Annotated in this window: 15 protein-coding genes; 11 read left to right on the top strand and 4 right to left on the bottom strand. The window is 74.6% G+C overall.

The features are described from left to right. The first annotated feature begins 84 nt into the window (after positions 1-84). From BLP29_RS10845 to BLP29_RS10830, 4 genes are read left to right on the top strand one after another with little or no spacing between them, the layout of a single operon-like run. Positions 85-525 carry a phage holin family protein gene (locus tag BLP29_RS10845; RefSeq protein WP_092803952.1) on the top strand — a complete coding sequence of 147 codons (441 nt, stop codon included), beginning with the start codon at positions 85-87 and terminating at the stop codon, positions 523-525. After that, positions 522-812, top strand: coding sequence for a DUF3618 domain-containing protein (locus tag BLP29_RS10840; protein ID WP_092803949.1), 291 nt, complete (start codon positions 522-524; stop codon positions 810-812). The genes BLP29_RS10845 and BLP29_RS10840 overlap by 4 nt, the downstream gene beginning before the upstream one ends. Then, entirely contained in the window at positions 809-1,081 is a 273-nt protein-coding gene (locus tag BLP29_RS10835) for a DUF4235 domain-containing protein (RefSeq protein WP_092803946.1), read from the top strand. The genes BLP29_RS10840 and BLP29_RS10835 overlap by 4 nt, the downstream gene beginning before the upstream one ends. Continuing rightward, entirely contained in the window at positions 1,074-2,231 is a 1,158-nt protein-coding gene (locus tag BLP29_RS10830) for a YihY/virulence factor BrkB family protein (protein WP_243469865.1), read from the top strand. The genes BLP29_RS10835 and BLP29_RS10830 overlap by 8 nt, the downstream gene beginning before the upstream one ends. Before the next feature lie 36 nt (positions 2,232-2,267). On the opposite strand, the gene gcvT is transcribed toward BLP29_RS10830, so the two are convergent. After that, the gene (gene gcvT, locus BLP29_RS10825; RefSeq protein ID WP_092803940.1) at positions 2,268-3,404 is read right to left on the bottom strand and encodes a glycine cleavage system aminomethyltransferase GcvT; all 1,137 of its coding nucleotides are present in this window, start codon (positions 3,402-3,404) and stop codon (positions 2,268-2,270) included. A 71-nt stretch (positions 3,405-3,475) separates the two neighbouring features. Here gcvT and BLP29_RS10820 point away from each other — a divergent pair, with 71 nt between their 5' ends. Next, a complete protein-coding gene (locus BLP29_RS10820) occupies positions 3,476-4,987 on the top strand; it encodes a leucyl aminopeptidase (RefSeq protein ID WP_092803938.1) in 1,512 nt (503 codons plus the stop codon). A gap of 19 nt (positions 4,988-5,006) precedes the next feature. On the opposite strand, the gene BLP29_RS10815 is transcribed toward BLP29_RS10820, so the two are convergent. Further along, on the bottom strand, positions 5,007-5,366 hold the full coding sequence (locus BLP29_RS10815) for an oxidoreductase (RefSeq protein ID WP_207798431.1): 360 nt from the start codon (positions 5,364-5,366) through the stop codon (positions 5,007-5,009). Between the two features lie 212 nt (positions 5,367-5,578). Here BLP29_RS10815 and lpdA point away from each other — a divergent pair, with 212 nt between their 5' ends. The 3 genes from lpdA (at position 5,579) to BLP29_RS10800 (ending at position 9,873) form a co-directional block, all read left to right on the top strand. Then, positions 5,579-6,958 (top strand): dihydrolipoyl dehydrogenase, encoded by a 1,380-nt coding sequence (gene lpdA, locus BLP29_RS10810; RefSeq protein WP_243469864.1) that lies wholly within the window; start codon positions 5,579-5,581, stop codon positions 6,956-6,958. A gap of 37 nt (positions 6,959-6,995) precedes the next feature. After that, positions 6,996-8,837: a 2-oxoglutarate dehydrogenase, E2 component, dihydrolipoamide succinyltransferase gene (sucB, locus tag BLP29_RS10805; RefSeq protein ID WP_092803932.1), complete on the top strand. Its 1,842-nt coding sequence runs from the start codon at positions 6,996-6,998 to the stop codon at positions 8,835-8,837. 130 nt (positions 8,838-8,967) lie between these two features. After that, entirely contained in the window at positions 8,968-9,873 is a 906-nt protein-coding gene (locus BLP29_RS10800) for a TIGR01777 family oxidoreductase (RefSeq protein ID WP_092803929.1), read from the top strand. A 145-nt stretch (positions 9,874-10,018) separates the two neighbouring features. Here the strand turns inward: BLP29_RS10800 and BLP29_RS10795 are convergent, their stop codons facing one another. Further along, a complete protein-coding gene (locus tag BLP29_RS10795) occupies positions 10,019-11,761 on the bottom strand; it encodes a serine/threonine-protein kinase (RefSeq protein WP_092803926.1) in 1,743 nt (580 codons plus the stop codon). A 111-nt stretch (positions 11,762-11,872) separates the two neighbouring features. On the opposite strand from BLP29_RS10795, the gene BLP29_RS10790 reads away from it, so the two are divergent. The 3 genes from BLP29_RS10790 to BLP29_RS10780 are packed head-to-tail and all read left to right on the top strand — an operon-like array spanning position 11,873 to position 14,196. Beyond that, on the top strand, positions 11,873-13,108 hold the full coding sequence (locus BLP29_RS10790; protein ID WP_092803923.1) for an NAD(P)/FAD-dependent oxidoreductase: 1,236 nt from the start codon (positions 11,873-11,875) through the stop codon (positions 13,106-13,108). A gap of 30 nt (positions 13,109-13,138) precedes the next feature. Beyond that, positions 13,139-13,822: a lipoyl(octanoyl) transferase LipB gene (gene lipB / locus BLP29_RS10785; protein WP_092803919.1), complete on the top strand. Its 684-nt coding sequence runs from the start codon at positions 13,139-13,141 to the stop codon at positions 13,820-13,822. After that, entirely contained in the window at positions 13,819-14,196 is a 378-nt protein-coding gene (locus BLP29_RS10780) for a PPOX class F420-dependent oxidoreductase (RefSeq protein WP_165839357.1), read from the top strand. Before lipB ends, BLP29_RS10780 begins: the two co-directional genes overlap by 4 nt. A gap of 118 nt (positions 14,197-14,314) precedes the next feature. Here the strand turns inward: BLP29_RS10780 and leuS are convergent, their stop codons facing one another. Continuing rightward, positions 14,315-17,164, bottom strand: a complete 2,850-nt coding sequence (gene leuS, locus BLP29_RS10775) for a leucine--tRNA ligase (RefSeq protein ID WP_092803916.1) — start codon at positions 17,162-17,164, stop codon at positions 14,315-14,317. Between the last annotated feature and the right edge of the window lie 122 nt (positions 17,165-17,286).

The following is a 17,286-nucleotide window of genomic DNA, read 5'->3' as shown; positions in this document are numbered from 1 at the left end:
CCGTGCCCGCCGAGCACCCAGGGTTGGCGGTCGGTGACGGGGGGCATGGGGTTCTGCGACCATCCCCCGCGCACAGGAGTTCCGATGAGCCAGTCCCCCGGGGCCGACGGCGCGCACCGCGCCGACGCCCACCCCGACCCAGCGCGACAGTCCACCGGCCAGCTGATCGGCGAGCTCCCCGAGCTGGTCACCCGCCTCGTCCGCGACGAGGTGCGCCTCGCCCAGGCCGAGGTCAAGGGCAAGGCCAAGAAGCTCGGCGTCGGCGCCGGGCTCTTCGGCGGCGCCGGCCTGGTGGCGCTGCTGGGCCTCAACGCCCTGATCACCGCCGCGATCCTCGGCCTGGCCAACGTGCTGCCGGGCTACCTCGCCGCGATCATCATCGCCGTCGTGCTGTTCCTCGTGGCCGGCGTGCTCGCACTGCTGGGCAAGAAGGACGTGCAGGACGCGAAGCCGCCGCTGCCCACCGACACGCTCGAGAGCGTGAAGACCGACCTCGCCGCCGTGAAGGGGAGTGCCACGCGATGACCAGCCGACCCGAGGGTGCGCACGGTCCGGGGGCGCCCGACGTCTCCGGGCCCACCGAGCCCGACGAGATCAAGGCCGACATCGAGGCCACCCGCGACCAGCTCGCCGCGACCGTCGACGAGCTCAGCCACCGGCTGGACGTCGGGTCCCGCGCGAAGGAGGGCGCCGCGCAGGCCAAGGACACCGTCGTCGAGACCTACCGGGAGAACCCGCCGGTGGCCATCGGCGCCGTCGTCGCGGTCGTGGCCGCCGTCGTCGCCGTCGTCGTCTGGCGGTCGCGCCGGTGAGCGCCGGGGCCAAGGCCGCCTACCGACCGATCGGGCTGGCGGCCGGCATCGCCGCCGGTGCGATCTCCGGCCGGCTGTTCAAGGTGGTCTGGAAGCGCATCGCCGACGAGGACGACGCCCCCGGCGCCATGCAGAGCGAGTACACGACCGGGCACGTCCTGCTGGCGGCGGCGATCCAGGGCGCGATCTTCGCCGTCGTCAAGGCCGGGGTGGACCGCTTCGGCGCCCAGGCCTTCACCAAGCTGACCGGGTCGTGGCCCGGTGACTGACCGGGGGCACGACGTGGACGGCGTCCAGCGGCCGGACAGCGCGGTCGACCGCATCCGGGAGCGGGTGCAGGAGAAGGCCGCCCGGCGGGCGGCGGCGCGCGAGGCCGCCGAGCGGGCCGAGGAGCACGGCCCCCGCCGGACGGCGACCTCTCCACCTCAGGTGAAGGGTCAGGGTGAACGCCTGCCGGGTGTCGACGCCGAGAAGCCCACCGAGATCCCGGCCCGCGGCTGGAAGCAGATCCTCAAGCGGGCGTGGGCGGAGAACAAGGCCGACAACATGCCGATCATCGGCGGCGGCGTGGCGTTCTTCGGCTTCCTGGCCATCTTCCCGACGCTCATCGCCGCGATCTCGCTCTACGGCCTGGTGGCATCGCCGGAGACCGTGCAGGAGCAGGTCGACGGGCTGCAGGGCACGGTGCCGAACGAGGTCCTGACGATCATCCAGGACCAGCTGACCTCCGTCGCCGAGTCCGGCACCGGGGCACTCTCGGTCAGCCTGGTCATCTCGATCCTCGCGGCGCTGTTCTCCGCGTCGGGCGGGGTCAACAACCTCATCACCGCGGTGAACATCGCCTACGACGAGGTCGAGACCCGCAACGCGATCAAGCTGCGGGCCCTGGCCCTGCTGCTGACCTTCGGCGCCATCGTCTTCGTGCTGCTGACCCTCACCCTGGTCGCGGTCGTCCCGATCGTGCTCGACGCGCTCCCGTTGGGGATCGTGGGGACGATCCTGGCCCAGGTGGTGCGGTGGGTGCTGCTGCTCGGGCTCATGGCCGGGGCGTTGTCGGTCCTCTACCGCGTGGCCCCCGACCGCGACGCCCCGAAGTTCCGCTGGGTGAGCCTCGGATCGGTCGTGGTGACCGTGGCGTGGGTGGTCGTCTCGATCGCCTTCAGCTTCTACGTCAGCAACTTCAGCTCCTACGGCGCCACGTACGGCGCGGTGGCCGGCGTCGTCGTCCTCATGCTCTGGCTGCAGCTCACGGTCTTCCTGGTGCTGCTCGGGGCGGAGATCAACGCCGAGGCCGAGCACCAGACCGCGCACGACACCACCCGTGGTGCCGAGGTGCCGATGGGCGACCGCGACGCGACGGTCGCCGACGAGCTGCCCGACCCGCCCGAGCCGGGCACGAAGGAGAAGACGACTGCCTGAGCTGCAGTTCGGCCCCGTGCAGGGGCCCGCCGCGAGCTAGCGAGCGGTGGGGGGCACGGGGTCCTTCGTGTGGGAGGGCACGAACGGGGGCTTGACCACCTCGACCGGTGAGGTGCGCCCCCGGACGTCGACGGCCAGCTCCAGCCCCGGGGCCGGCTGCGCGGCGGTGTCGAGCAGGGCGAGGGCGATGCCGGCCCGTAGGGTCGGTGAGAACGTGCCGCTGGTGACCTCGCCGACGCGTGCCCCCTCGGCGTCGAGCACCTGCATGCCGGGGCGCGGGATGCCGCGCCCCGGCGCCCGCAGGCCCCACAGCTGACGGACGGGGCCGGCGGCCCGCTCGGCCAGCAGCGCCTCGCGACCCCAGAACTCGGCCTTGGCCCAGCCGACCGCCCACCCCGCACGCGCCTGCACCGGGCTGATGTCGACCGAGAGCTCGTGCCCGTGCAGCGGGTAGCCCATCTCGGTGCGCAGCGTGTCGCGGGCGCCGAGGCCGCAGGGCCGGATCTGCTCGACCTCGCCCGCGGCCAGCAGCGCGTCCCACAGCTCACCGGCGCGGTCGGCGGCCACCAACAGCTCGTACCCGTGCTCGCCGGTGTACCCGGTGCGGCACACCGTCACGTCGCCGCCGCCCTGCGTCGCGGCGAACTCCATGTAGTCCAGCGCGCCGGGCAGACCCACCGCGGCGAGCACCTCCGCCGACCGCGGGCCCTGCAGCGCGAGGACGGCGACGTCGGCGTGCACGTCGGTGACGGTCACCCCGGCGGGGGCGGCTGCGGCCAGCCGGGCGAAGACCTCGGCGGCGTTGGCCGCGTTCGGCACCAGCAGGACGTCGTCGTCGGCGTGCAGGTAGACGATGAGGTCGTCGACCACCCCGCCGGCCCCGTCCTCGCCGTCGGGCCGGCAGCACAGCGTGTACTGCGCCTGGCCCGGGGCGATGCGGCCCAGGTCGTTGGTCAGGCAGCGGTTCACCAGCTCGGCCGCGCCGGCACCGCGCACCGTGCCGGTGCCCAGGTGCGACACGTCGAACAGGCCCACGCCCTCGCGCACGGCCGTGTGCTCGGCGATCACCCCTCCCCCGGCGTACTCCAGCGGCATCGACCAGCCGCCGAAGTCGGCGAGCTTGGCGCCGGCGGCGAGGTGCCGCTCGTGCAGGGGCGAGGTCTGCGTCGTCACACCCCGGACCGTAGCGCCGGGTGCCCACCGCGGGGACGGCGCCGTCGGGCTCCCTCTTCTAGGGTGGGCGGGTGCCGCCGACGATCTCCGCCACCGACCGCCCGCTCGAGAAGCTCACCGCCGACGCCGTGGTCGTCGGGATCGGGAAGGGGCCCGACGGTCTGCTCCCCACGCCCGGCTCCGACGCCGTCGACCGGTTGCTGGGCGGCCGGCTCATGGCGGCGCTGGCCGACCTCGGCGCGCGCGGCGGCGAGGACGAGGTGACCCGGTTGGCCACCTTCGGCCAGGGTCCGTTCCCGGTCGTCGCCGTCGCCGGGCTGGGCGCACCGCAGGCCGACGGCGGGTACCCCACCGACGCCGTCCGCCGGGCCAGCGGAGCCGCTGCCCGTGCGCTCACTGGCCGGGCGTCGGTCGTCTCCCTGCTCGCGGCCGTCGGTGGCGCCCCGGACGACGAGCGGTTGCACGCCGTCGGCGAGGGCGCACTGCTGGGCAGCTACGAGTTCACCGCCTACAAGTCAGCGCTGCCCGCCGACCGGCCCACCCCGCCGCGGTCGTTCGAGCTGGTCGTCCCCGACGCCGCCGGCGCCAAGGGGGCACTGGCCCGCGTGCGGGCCGTCGCCGACGCCGTGGCCCTCACCCGCGACCTCGTGAACACCCCGCCCAACGACCTCCCCCCGGCCGAGCTGGCCGCGCGCGGTGCCGCGGCGGGCAAGAAGGCCGGGCTGTCGGTCGAGGTCCTCGACGAGGAGCAGCTGGCCGCCGGTGGGTACGGCGGCATCCTCGCCGTCGGCGGCGGCTCGACCCGTGGCCCGCGGCTGCTGCGGCTGACCTACCGCGGCCGCCGGGCCCGCCGCTCGGTGGCCCTGGTGGGCAAGGGCATCACCTTCGACAGCGGTGGCCTGTCGATCAAGCCGGCGCTGCACATGGAGGACATGAAGAGCGACATGGCCGGCGCCGCCGCCGTCATCGCCACCGTGTGCCTGGTCGCCGAGCTCGGCCTGCCCGTCGACGTCACCGCCACCGTCCCGATGGCCGAGAACCTGCCCTCGGGCAGCGCCTACCGGCCGGCCGACGTCGTCACCTTCCGCAACGGCAAGACCGCCGAGATCACCAACACCGACGCCGAGGGCCGCATCGTGCTGGCCGACGCCATCGCCCGCGCGGCCGAGGACTCCCCCGACTACCTGCTCGAGACCTCCACCCTCACCGGGGCGCAGACCGTCGCCCTGGGCGGGCGCACGGCCGGGGTCATGGGCACCGACGAGCTGCGCGACGCCGTCGTGGCCGCCGGCACCCGGGCCGGCGAGCCCATGTGGGCGATGCCGCTGCCCGCCGAGCTGCGCCGCGGGCTGGACTCCGCCACGGCCGACTTCGTCAACGCCAACCCCGACCGGCTCGGCGGCATGCTCGTCGGCGCCCACTTCCTGGCCGAGTTCGTGCCCGACGGCCTGCCCTGGGCGCACATCGACGTCGCCGGCCCGGCCTACAACACCGGCAGCGCCTGGGGCTGCACGCCCAAGGGCGGCACCGGCACACCGGTGCGCACCCTGCTGGCGACGATCGAGGAGCTGGCCCGCAGCTGAGGCGGCCGGGTCGGGGCGTTCAGCCCCGGCCCTGCTGCTTGGCCCGGTGCGTCCAGTCCCGCATGCGCTGCGGGTACCCGGTGACCTGCGCGTCGTAGACCGGGATGGCGAGGTCGCGCGAGAGCTTGCGGGCGGTGTCCGGGCCGTCGATGCGCCGGCGGGTCCACTCGCCGTCGGCCGCCACCAGCACGATGGTCGACTCGGTCATCGCGGTGCGCGGCTCGACGTAGCCCTCGACACCGCGGCGGGTGGCCACGAACTGCTCGAGGTGGCCGAGGTCGGCCCGGGCCGACGGGCGGTCCAGGGTGCCCCGGCGATCACCTCGGGCGCCCTGGCCACCGGCCGGACGCCGTCCGCGCAGCTTGTCGAACAGACCCACCGACGTCCTCCTCCCGGGCACCGCGGGCGGGCGGACGGCCCGTCGCGGGGGTGCCGGGCACGGCACCCGCCGGGCCAACGGAGCAGGTCGGGTGTCCGTTCCCCGCAGGTGGCAGGATGGTGCCCACGCACAGCAACGCACAGCAGTGCACCAGGTCCGGCGAGCACGATCTGCCCGCCGCCGACCGAGCCGTCCCGCACCGAGGAGAACCTGTGAGCGCACCCGCCCAGACCGCCGACCTCGTCATCCTGGGGGGTGGCTCGGGCGGTTACGCCGCCGCCCTCCGCGGCGCGGAGCTCGGGCTGTCGGTCGTGCTGATCGAGAAGGACAAGGTCGGGGGCACCTGCCTGCACCGCGGCTGCATCCCCACCAAGGCCCTGCTGCACGCCGCCGAGGTCGCCGACTCCGCCCGCGAGGGCGAGCAGTTCGGCGTCAAGACCTCGCTGGCCGGCATCGACATGGCCGGGGTCAACGACTACAAGGGCGGCGTCACCGCCAAGCTCTACAAGGGCCTGCAGGGCCTGATCAAGAGCCGCAAGATCACCTACGTCGAGGGCGAGGGCAAGCTCGTCTCCCCCACCGCCGTGGCCGTCGGCGACACCACCTACGAGGGCAAGCACGTGCTGCTGGCCACCGGCTCCTACGCCCGCAGCCTGCCCGGCATCGACATCAACGGCAGCACGGTCATCACCAGCGACCAGGCCCTCGAGCTCGAGCGCGTGCCCAGCTCGGTGATCATCCTCGGCGGCGGCGTCATCGGCTGCGAGTTCGCCAGCGTCTGGAAGTCCTTCGGCGCCGACGTCACCATCATCGAGGGCCTGCCGCACCTCGTGCCGCTGGAGGACGAGGCGTCCTCCAAGCTGCTCGAGCGCGCCTACCGCCGTCGCAAGATCGACTTCTCGCTCGGCAGCCGGGTCGCCAAGGTGACCCCCGGGGACGACGGCGTGACCGTCGACCTGGAGAACGGCAAGTCCTACTCCGCCGAGATCGTGCTGGTGGCCGTCGGCCGCGGCCCGGTCAGCGCCGGCCTGGGCTACGAGGAGGCCGGCGTCGCCATGGAGCGCGGCTTCGTCCTCGTCGACGAGTACATGCAGACCAACGTGCCCACCATCTCCGCGGTCGGCGACCTGGTGCCCACCCTGCAGCTGGCCCACGTGGGCTTCGGCGAGGGCATCCTCGTGGCCGAGCGGCTGGCCGGGCTGCCCGTCGTGCCGATCGACTACGCCGGTGTCCCGCGGGTCACCTACTCCGAGCCCGAGGTCGCCTCGGTCGGCCTCACCGAGGCCCAGGCCAAGGAGCGGTTCGGCGAGGTCGAGACCGTCACCTACGACCTGGGCGGCAACGGCAAGAGCCAGATCCTCAAGACCTCCGGTGCGATCAAGCTGGTGCGCGCCAAGGACGGCGCCGTCGTCGGCGTGCACATGGTCGGCAGCCGGGTCGGCGAGCTCGTGGCCGAGGCCCAGCTCATCTACAACTGGGAGGCCCTGCCCGACGAGGTCGCCTCCCTGATCCACCCGCACCCCACGCAGAGCGAGGCCATGGGCGAGGCGCACATGGCCCTGGCCGGCAAGCCGCTCCACTCCCACAGCTGATCCCCCACCACCCCTGACCTGAGGAGCACTGCACTCGATGCCGACGTCCGTCACCATGCCCGCCCTGGGCGAGAGCGTCACCGAGGGCACCGTCACCCGCTGGCTCAAGGCCGAGGGCGACACCGTCGAGGCCGACGAGCCCTTGCTGGAGGTCTCCACCGACAAGGTCGACACGGAGATCCCCTCGCCCGCCTCCGGCGTGCTGACCAAGATCGTCGTCGCCGAGGACGAGACCGTCGAGGTCGGCGCCGAGCTCGCGATCATCGGGGGCGAGGGTGAGGACGGCGGCTCGGCCGCCCCCGCGGAGGAGCCGGCCCAGGCCGAGGCCCCGGCGCAGGAGCAGGCCACCGAGCCCGAGCCCGCCGCCGAGCCCGAGCCTGCGCAGGCCGATGCCCCGGCCCCGTCCGGCGGTCAGGACTCCGGGTCCGGTGAGGGCACCGCCGTCACCATGCCGGCGCTGGGCGAGAGCGTCACCGAGGGCACCGTCACCCGCTGGCTGAAGGCCGAGGGCGACACCGTCGAGGTCGACGAGCCGCTGCTCGAGGTGTCCACCGACAAGGTGGACACCGAGATCCCCTCCCCCGCCGCGGGCACGCTGACCAAGATCATCGTCGGCGAGGACGAGACCGTCGAGGTCGGCGCACAGCTGGCCGTCATCGGCGGCGGACCCGGTGGCGGTTCGGCCCCTGCCGAGCAGGCCCCGGCCGAGCCGGAGGCCCCGAAGCAGGAGGCCCCGAAGCAGGAGGCCCCGAAGCAGGAGCAGGCCCAGCCGACCCCGGTCGAGGCCGAGACCGACAACTCGACCCCGGGTGGTGACTACGGTTCCAGCGGGTCGCTGCCCGCCGGGTCGCCCACGTCGCAGCCGGCTCCCCAGGTGGCCCCGCAGGCCCCGGCCGCCCCCGCGGCCAAGCCCGCGGCGGCGCCGACCGGTGACGGCGGCGGCGCCTACGTGACGCCGCTGGTGCGTCGCCTGGCCGCCGAGCACGGGGTCGACCTGTCGTCGGTGTCGGGCACCGGCGTCGGCGGACGCATCCGCAAGCAGGACGTCCTCGCCGCTGCCGAGCAGGCGGCCCCGGAGGCTGCCGCGCCGGCCGCTGCGTCTGCCCCGGCTCCCGCGTCGAAGGGTGCGGCCCCCACCGCCGCCCCCAGCCCGCTGCGCGGTCGCACCGAGAAGCTGTCCCGGCTGCGTCGGGTCATCGCCGAGCGCATGGTCGAGTCCCTGCAGGTCAGCGCTCAGCTGACCACGGTCGTCGAGGTCGACGTCACCCGCATCGCCAACCTGCGCAACCAGGTGAAGAACGACTTCGTCGCCCGTGAGGGCGTCAAGCTGTCGTTCCTGCCGTTCTTCGCCAAGGCCGCGATCGAGGCGCTCAAGGTGCACCCGACCGTGAACTCCTCGATCGACATGGAGGCCGGCACGGTCACCTACCACGACTCCGAGAACCTCGGCGTCGCGGTGGACACCGAGCGCGGGCTGCTCGTCCCGGTCATCAAGGACGGCGGTGACCTCAGCCTGGCCGGCATCGCCCGCAAGATCGCCGACCTGGCCGAGCGCACCCGCACCAACAAGGTCACCCCCGACGAGCTGGGCGGCGGCACCTTCACGCTGACCAACACCGGCAGCCGCGGCGCCCTGTTCGACACCCCGATCATCAACCAGCCCCAGGTCGCCATCCTGGGCACCGGTTCGGTCGTCAAGCGGCCGGTCGTGGTGCAGGACGCCGACCTGGGCGAGGTCGTGGCGGTGCGGTCGATGGTGTACCTGGCCCTGTCCTACGACCACCGCATCGTCGACGGCGCCGACGCCGCCCGCTTCCTCGTCACCATGAAGGAGCGGCTGGAGGCCGGTCAGTTCCACGGGGAGCTCGGCCTCAGCTGAGCCCCGCACCACCCCTGACACCTCGGGCCCCGGCGACCACCGCCGGGGCCCGAGGTGTCGGAGGGCCCGGTTGCGGGCATCCCCGCCGCGCTCCCGTCCCCGTCCCCGCTCCCGGAGGTCGAGTCCGACCATGCAGATCGCGGTCACCGGTTCATCCGGTCTGGTAGGCACCGAACTGGTCGCGGCCCTGCGCGCCGACGGCCACGACGTGCGCCGGCTGGTCCGCCGCACCCCCCGCACGGCCGACGAGCACCGCTGGGACCCCGCTCACCACCAGCTCGACCCCGGCGTGCTCGCCGACGTCGACGCCGTGGTGAACCTGGCCGGGGTGGGCATCGGCGACAGGCGGTGGACCGAGCAGTACAAGCGGGAGGTGGTGGCCAGCCGCGGCGACAGCACCACCACCGTCAGCTCCGCGCTGGCCCAGGCGGTCGCCGCCGACCCCGACCGGCCGCGGGTGCTGCTGTCGGCCTCGGCGGTGGGCTACTACGGCGACGGCGGTGACCGGGTGCTCGACGAGACCAGCCCGGCCGGCACCGACTTCCTGGCCGACGTCTGCGTGCAGTGGGAGCAGGCCACCGCCCCCGCCGAGGCCGCCGGGGTGCGCGTGGCCCACCTGCGCACCGGCCTGGTGCTCGGGCGCGGCGGGATGATGGCCAAGCTGCGCCCGCTCTTCGCGCTGGGCCTGGGCGGCAAGCTCGGGTCGGGGCGGCAGTGGTGGCCCTGGATCAGCCTGCGCGACGAGGTCGACGCGATCCGCTTCCTCCTCGGCGCCGACGTCTCGGGGCCGGTCGACCTGACCGGGCCCGAGCCGGTCACCAACGCCGCGTTCACCGACGCGCTCGGGCGGGTGCTGCACCGGCCGACCGTGCTGCCGGTGCCCGGGTTCGCCCTGTCCGCGGTGCTCGGCGAGTTCGCCCAGCTCGGGGTGCTGGCCGGGCAGCGTGCGCTGCCGCGCGTCCTGCTCGAGTCAGGCTTCACGTTCAGCCACGGCGACGTCGAGTCGGCGCTGCGCTGGGCGGTCGGCAAGGGCTGACCCGGTCAGGGCGCCCGGCTCACGGGGCCCGGCTCACGGGGCCCGGCTCACGGGGCCCGGCTCACGGGGCCCGGCTCACGGCGCCCGGCTCACGGCGCCCCGCTCACGGCGCCCCGCTCGCGGGGCGCGGCTCACGGGGCCCGGCTCACGGGGCGAAGGCTGCCGTGTCGATGCGCCACCCCGATCCGGTGGCCAGCACGGTCATCACCACCGACGCATCGCCCCGGGCCGCGACGGGCTCCCCGGCTCCCCCGGTCACCACGGTGTAACCAGGCACTCGATCGGTCAGCAGCAGGCGCACCCCGCCCGGCACGGCCGTCGCCTCGTCGACCGCCACCACCTCGGGGGCGAAGCCGACCAATCGCTGCCCGGCGCCGGCGAGCTGGGTCAGCCGGCCGGCGTCCAGGGTCAACAGCGGGCTCCCGGCGGCGTAGACCCCGGCCAGGTCGCCGGGACGGCCGGCGGTGAACGCTGCGGCCCGCCGGTCGTAGAGCTCGGCGACCAGCTCTGCCCAGCCCGCCCTGTCCCCGGGCGCCGCGGTGGAGTCCGCAGGGACCCCGCTCCCGCCCTGGCCGCCGTCTCCGTGTCCGTCCCCGGGTGCCCCGGACACCGGCGCGCCGGACGCGGGCGGATCGGACGCCGCGTCCCCGGACGTCGTCACCCCGGACGCGCCACCCGCGGACGGCGTGCCCCCGGACGCGCCACCCGCGGGCGCTGTGGCCGCGGACGTCGGTGCGCCGGCCGGGGCAGTGCCGGGGCCCGGCGTGGCTGCCCCCACCCGGGCGGCCGGGACGGTGCCGGCGTCGGGGCTGCCCCACTGCACCCCGACCCAGACCGCGGTGAGCACGGCCGCGGTCACCGCCAGCAGGGCGCCCGCCCGGCGCAGCACACCTCTCCCCTCACGCACCGGGGCGGCGATCCGCCGCCGCAGTGCAGCCCGCCGGCCCGCCGGCTCGGGTGCGGCGTGCGCCCGGGCGGGCCGCCGGACCTGGTGGGTCAGCTCGGTGCGCGGCACGTGGTCGCTGCGGTGCAGCGCTGCCGGGTCCAGCCCGGGGGCCGGCAGGGTGATGCGCTCGGGCCGGCAGGCGTGCCGCAGATCGAGGGCGAACTCCGCCGCCGAGCCCCGCAGGTGCGGTTGCGGCGAGAGCCCGCGGGACACGACGGCCACCAGGTCCTCCGGGGCCTCGGGTGCCAGCAGTGCCAGGTCGGGCACCTGCCCCGAGGCGGCTACCGCGAGGGTGCCGCCGGGCCCGGCCGCGTTCCACGGCGGGATGCCGGTGAGGGCGTGGAAGGCCGCAGCGGCGACCCCGAAGACGTCGGAGGCCGGGCCGGCCGCACCCCCGCGCGCGACGACCGGGTCGACGTAGGGCGGGGTGACCTCGCCGCTGCCGGGGGCGCCGACGGGGCGGGCCACGCCGAGGTCGGTGAGCACCGGGCGGCCCTCGGCGGTGAGCACCACGTTGCCCGGGGACAGGTCGCCGTGCACGATGCCCCGCTCGTGCACGTGCGCCAGGGCGGCCGCCACCGGGGCGATGGCCGTGACGACCTCGCCCGGCCGCAGCCTCCCCCGTGCGGCCAGCAGTGCGGCGAGGCTGCCGCCGGCCAGCAGGTCGAGGACCAGCGCCACCTGCACGCCGTCGGGCGTCCTGCGGCGCACCACCTCGTGCAACCGCACCAGGTGGGGGTGGTCGAGCTCGGCGAGCATCGCGGCCTCGCGCACCTGCCGGTCGGGGTCGCCGTGCACCAGCACCTTGATCGCGACCGGCGGGCCGCTGCCCCGCGGCCTGGCACGCCAGACCTCCCCGGTGCCGCCGCGGCCGAGCAGCTCCTCGAGCACGTAGCCGGGCACGACCGGGCAACGGCGCGGGGTGGGGTCCGGGGACGGCATGGCGCCGACCGTAGGGGCTGCGGACGACCCGACCCCCGGTTGTCCACAGGCCCGCACCGCTGTCCACGCGCTCGACGCGTCGGTGTCGGTGACCCGGCATAGGTTCGCCCCATGTCGTTGCCGTCGCGGGTCGAGGTCGTCGTGGTCGGTGCCGGGCTCGCCGGGTTGTCGGTGGCCACCCGGCTGGCCGCCGCCGGGCGCGACGTGCACGTCGTCGAGGCGTCCGACCACGTCGGCGGGCGGCTGCGCACCGACCGGGTCGACGGCTTCGTCGTCGACCGCGGGTTCCAGGTGCTCAACACGGGCTACCCGCGCGCAGCGGCCGACCTCGACCTGCCGGCCCTCGACCTCGGGTGGTTCTGGACCGGCGCCGTGCTGCGGGTCGAGGGCCGGGCCCACCGGGTGGTCGACCCCCGCAAGCACCCGTCCGCCGTGCTCGACACCGTGCGCGCACCCCTGGGCACCCTGCTGCAGGAGGCCGCCGTCGGGGCGTTCTCCGCGCGAGCCGGGTACCTGCCCGTCGACCGGCTGCTGGCTGCGCCCGAGCGGTCCGCCGAGCAGGCACTGCGCCGGGCACGGGTCGGCGACCGGGCCATCGAGCGGTTCTTCCGCCCATTCCTGTCCGGGGTGCTGCTGGAGGACGAGCTGGCCACCTCGAGCCGGTACCTCGACCTGCTCTGGCGCAGCTTCGTCCGGGGCCGCATCGGCCTGCCCGCCCGCGGCATGCAGGCCGTGGGCGAGCAGCTGGCCGATCGGCTGCCCACCCACGCCCGGCACCTGGGCACCGAGGTCACCGCCGTCACCGGCACGGGCGTGCGCACCGCCGCCGGCGAGACGCTGGCCGAGGCCGTCGTGGTCGCCACCGACCCCGGCACCGCGTCGCGGTTGCTCCCGTCGCTGACCGCGTCGGCCCCCCGGCAGGTGACCACCCACCTGCACGTGCTGCCCGGCTCACCCCGCGCCGAGCCGCTCATCGTGCTCGGCCAGCCGGGCGGCCGGCTGGTCAACAGCGTGGTCGTCAGCGACGCCCAGCCCACCTACAGCCCCGACCGGCGTGCGCTGGTGGCCAGTTCCACGCTGGCACCGACCACCGAGGCCGAGGTGCGCGACGAGGTGGCCCGGCTGCAGGGCGTGGCCACCACCGACCTCGAGCACCTCACCACGATCACCGTGCCGGGCGCGCAACCGGCCGTGCTGCCGCCGCTGCAGCTGCGGCGACCGGTCGACCTCGGTGACGGCCTCTTCGTCTGCGGCGACCACCGCGACACCCCCTCGATCCAGGGCGCGATGGCCAGCGGCGCCCGCACCGCGCGGGCGGTGCTCGCCCGGCTCCAGCAGCCCCGGTAGGCATCCCCGGGCAGGGCCTACGCTCGGGGCATGAGCGAGCTGCAGGTGGTGCGGGCGGGTCTGGTCGACTACCAGGAGGCGTGGGACCGCCAGCGCGCGGTCCACGCCGCCGTGGTCGAGGGCACCGGCCCCGAGACGATGCTGCTGCTGGAGCACCCCCCTGTGTACACGGCCGGCAAGCGCACCGAGCCGCACGAGCGCCCGCAGGACGGCACCCCCGTGGTCGACGTCGACCGCGGCGGCAAGATCACCTGGCACGGCCCCGGCCAGCTGGTGGGCTACCCCATCGTGCGGCTGCCCGGCCAGCTCGACGTCGTCGCCCACGTGCGGCGCCTGGAGACCGCGCTCATCGCCGCGTGCGCACGGTTCGGGGTGGCCACCGAGCAGGTCGAGGGCCGCAGCGGCGCCTGGGTGCGCGCCGACTCGCGGGGCCCCGACCGCAAGATCGCCGCGATCGGCGTCCGGGTGGCCCGCGGGGTGACCATGCACGGCTTCGCGCTCAACTGCGACCCCGACCTGAGCGCCGGGTTCGGCGGCATCATCCCGTGCGGGATCGTCGACGCCGGGGTCACCTCGCTGTCGGCCGAGCTCGGCCGCGACGTCGGCGTCGCCGAGGTGGTCGACGTGGTCGAGGAGGAGATGCGGGCGGTGCTCACGCCCGTCGCCGCCGCGCCCGGGTCCGCCGCCGACGCGCTGTCCGCCTGCGCGCAGTGACCGAACTGCCGCACAGCCGGTACGTCAGCCTCACCACGTTCCGGCGCACGGGGGTCGCCGTCCCGACGCCGGTCTGGGCCGCACCCGACGGTGCCGACCTGGTCGTCTGGACCCGGGCCGACTCCGGCAAGGTCAAGCGGCTGCGGCACACCAGCCGGGTCACCGTGGCGCCGTGCGACGTCCGCGGCAGCACCCACGGCGAGCCGGTCGAGGCGCAGGCCCGGCTGCTGCCACCCGAGGAGTGGGCGGCAGCGCTGCGTCCGCTGGCCCGTCGCTACGGCTGGCAGTGGTGGATCACCTACGGCGCCGGCCGGCTGGTCGGTCTGGTCCGCCGCCGCGAGCGCCGGGCCATGATCCGCATCTCCCCCGCCTGACCCGGCTGCCCGACGTCGATCAGGGGGGTGCACGGAAGTCCGTCCTCCTCCACCAGATCTCGTGGAGGGGGATGGACTTCGGTGCACCCCCCTGATCGACGCTGCGGGGGCGCGGGCGTCAGTTGGCGACGACGTTGACCAGGCGCCCGGGGACGGCGACGACCTTGCGCACAGTCTTGCCGGCCAGCAGCTCCGCGATGCGCGGATCGGCCAGCGCCGTGGCCTCCAGCGCGGCGGCGTCGGCGTCGGCCGGGACGTCGAGCTGGGCCTTGACCTTGCCGTTGACCTGCACCGCGATCTGCACGGTGTCGTCGACCAGGTAGGCCGGGTCGGCCACCGGGAACGGCGCCCACGCCGATGAGCCGTCGTGGCCCAACCGCGACCACAGCTCCTCGGCCAGGTGCGGGGCCAGCGGCGCGACCAGCAGGGTCAGCCACTCGCACACCTGGCGCGGCACCGGGCCGGACTGGCCGTACACCTGGGTCAGGTGGTTGGTCAGCTCGGTGGCGCGGGCGATCGCGATGTTGAACCGCAGCGTGGTCATGCCGTCGCGCACGCCGTCGACCGCCCGGTGCAGCGCCTTCAGCGTGTCGGTCGCGATCTCGGCATCGGCGGCCCGCACCTCACCGGTCGACTCCTCGACCACGACCCGCCAGATGCGCTGCAGCAGCCGCTGCGACCCGACGACGGCCTTGGTCTCCCACGGCCGCGACTGCTCCAGCGGACCGGTGGACATCTCGTACACCCGGAAGGTGTCGGCGCCGTAGGCACCGATCATCTCGTCGGGGGTGACCATGTTCTTCAGGCTCTTGCCGATCTTCCCGTACTCACGGTTGACCGGCTGCCCCTCGAAGAAGAACTGGCCATCCTTCTCGACCACCTCGGCGGCGGGCACGTAGAAGCCCCGCGCATCGGTGTAGGCGTAGGCCGAGATGTAGCCCTGGTTGACCAGCCGGCGGAACGGCTCCTCCGAGGACACGTGCCCCAGGTCGAACAGCACCTTGTGCCAGAACCGGGCGTACAGCAGGTGCAGCACCGCGTGCTCGACGCCGCCCACGTACAGGTCGACGCCGCCGACGTCGCCCCCGCCGCGCGGGCCCATCCAGTAGGCCTCCAGCTCGGGGTCGACGAAGTGGCTGTCGTCGGAGGGGTCCAGGTAGCGCAGGTAGTACCAGCACGACCCGGCCCAGTTGGGCATCGTGTTGGTCTCCCGGCGGTACTCCCGCGGTCCGTCGCCCAGGTCGAGGGTGACCGTCGTCCACTCGGTGGCCCGGGACAGCGGCGGCTCGGGTGCGGAGGTGGCGTCGTCGTCGGCGAAGGTCTTCGGCGAGTAGTCGTCGACGTCGGGCAGCAGCACGGGCAGCTGCTCGGCGGGGACGGCGACGGGCAGGTCGGCGTCCGGGCCGTCGACGGCGTACACGACCGGGAACGGCTCGCCCCAGTAGCGCTGCCGGCTGAACAGCCAGTCGCGCAGCTTGTAGGTGGTGGTCGACTCGCCGTGGCCGTGCTCAACCAGCCAGTCGGTCACCGCGGCGATGGCGGCGGCCTTGTCCAGACCGTCCAGCTGCACGTGCTCGTTCGAGCTGTTGATCATCGGGCCGGTGCCGGTGTACGCCCCGCCCCCGAAGCCCTCGGGGGGCTGCACGGTGCGGACGACGGGCAGCCCGAACGCCTCGGCGAACTCGAAGTCGCGGGTGTCCTCGCCGGGCACCGCCATGATCGCGCCCGTGCCGTACCCGGTCAGCACGTAGTCGGCGACGAACACGGGCAGCTCGCGGCCGGTCAGCGGGTTGGTGGCGTACGAGCCGGTGAAGACGCCGGTCTTCTCGCGGCCCTCGGCCTGCCGGTCCAGCTCGGAGCGGCGGGAGGCCTGCAGCTGGTAGGCAGCGATCGCCTCGGCCGGGGTGGCCGCGCCGCCGGTCCAGCGGGGGTCGACGTCGGCCGGCCAGGCGGCAGCCGTCAGCGACTCGACCAACGGGTGCTCGGGGGCCAGCACCAGGTAGGTGGCGCCGAACAGGGTGTCGGGGCGGGTGGTGAAGACCTCGACCTCGCCGAACCGGACCTTCGCGCCCTGCGAGCGCCCGATCCAGTTGCGCTGCATCTGCTTCAGCGAGTCCGACCAGTCCAGCCGGTCCAGGTCGGCCAGCAGCCGCTCGGAGTAGGCGGTGATCCGCATCATCCACTGGGTCAGCGGACGCCGGAAGACGGGGAAGTTGCCGCGCTCGGAGCGGCCGTCGGCGGTGACCTCCTCGTTGCTCAGCACCGTGCCCAGCCCGGGGCACCAGTTCACCGGCGCCTGGTTCAGGTAGGCCAGCCGGTGCGCGTCGACCACGCGGCGACGCTCGACGTCGTCCAGGTCGGACCACGTGCGGCCCTCCGGCAGCGTCCCGGGAGCGGGCTCACGCCCGGCGTCCAGCTCGGTGACCAGCTCGTCGATCGGGCGGGCCTTGCCGGCGACGTCGTCGAACCAGGCCCCGAAGATCTGCGTGAAGATCCACTGGGTCCACTTGTAGTAGCCCGGGTCGATGGTGGCGAAGGTGCGGCGGCGGTCGTGGTCGACACCCAGCCGGCGCAGCTGCGCGGAGATGGCGGCGATGTTCGCCTCGGTGGTGACCCGCGGGTGCTGCCCGGTCTGCACCGCGTACTGCTCGGCGGGCAGGCCGAAGGCGTCGTAGCCCATCGGGTGCAGCACGTTGTGGCCGTCCATGCGCAGGAACCGGCTGGTCACGTCGGTGCCCAGGTAGCCCAGCGGGTGGCCCACGTGCAGCCCGGCCCCCGAGGGGTAGGGGAACATGTCCATCAGGAACGCCTTGGGCCGGTCGGCGACGCGATCGAAGCCCTCGGCCAGCGAACCGGTGGGGTTGGGCGTGTGGAACGTGCCCTCGGCCTCCCAGCGGTCCTGCCAGGCCAGCTCGATCTGCTGGGCCAGCTCCGGGGTGTACCGGTGCGGGGGGACGGTCTCGCTCATCGTCGTGGCTCCTGGGTGTCGCTGCCGGTGGGTGGGCATGAAAAAACCCCTCACGCAGGAGGGGTCGCCGTGCTGACGTGCGGGGAGCGGGTCAGCACGGCCTCGGAAGGAGCAGGCCACCG

The organism is Klenkia marina, from assembly GCF_900101025.1.
GTDB classification, from domain to species: domain Bacteria; phylum Actinomycetota; class Actinomycetes; order Mycobacteriales; family Geodermatophilaceae; genus Klenkia; species Klenkia marina.
The sequence above is the reverse complement of the archived record's forward strand: the minus strand, read 5'-3'. Positions and strand labels throughout refer to the sequence as shown.

Bases quoted from the DNA above. Each gene is read 5' to 3' on its own strand.
- BLP29_RS10845 (WP_092803952.1), top strand. From the start codon at position 85: ATGAGCCAGTCCCCCGGGGCCGACGGCGCGCACCGCGCCGACGCCCAC.
- BLP29_RS10840 (WP_092803949.1), top strand. From the start codon at position 522: ATGACCAGCCGACCCGAGGGTGCGCACGGTCCGGGGGCGCCCGACGTC.
- sucB (WP_092803932.1), top strand. From the start codon at position 6,996: ATGCCGACGTCCGTCACCATGCCCGCCCTGGGCGAGAGCGTCACCGAG.
- BLP29_RS10800 (WP_092803929.1), top strand. From the start codon at position 8,968: ATGCAGATCGCGGTCACCGGTTCATCCGGTCTGGTAGGCACCGAACTG.
- BLP29_RS10795 (WP_092803926.1), bottom strand. From the start codon at position 11,761: ATGCCGTCCCCGGACCCCACCCCGCGCCGTTGCCCGGTCGTGCCCGGC.
- BLP29_RS10790 (WP_092803923.1), top strand. From the start codon at position 11,873: ATGTCGTTGCCGTCGCGGGTCGAGGTCGTCGTGGTCGGTGCCGGGCTC.
- lipB (WP_092803919.1), top strand. From the start codon at position 13,139: ATGAGCGAGCTGCAGGTGGTGCGGGCGGGTCTGGTCGACTACCAGGAG.
- leuS (WP_092803916.1), bottom strand. From the start codon at position 17,164: ATGAGCGAGACCGTCCCCCCGCACCGGTACACCCCGGAGCTGGCCCAG.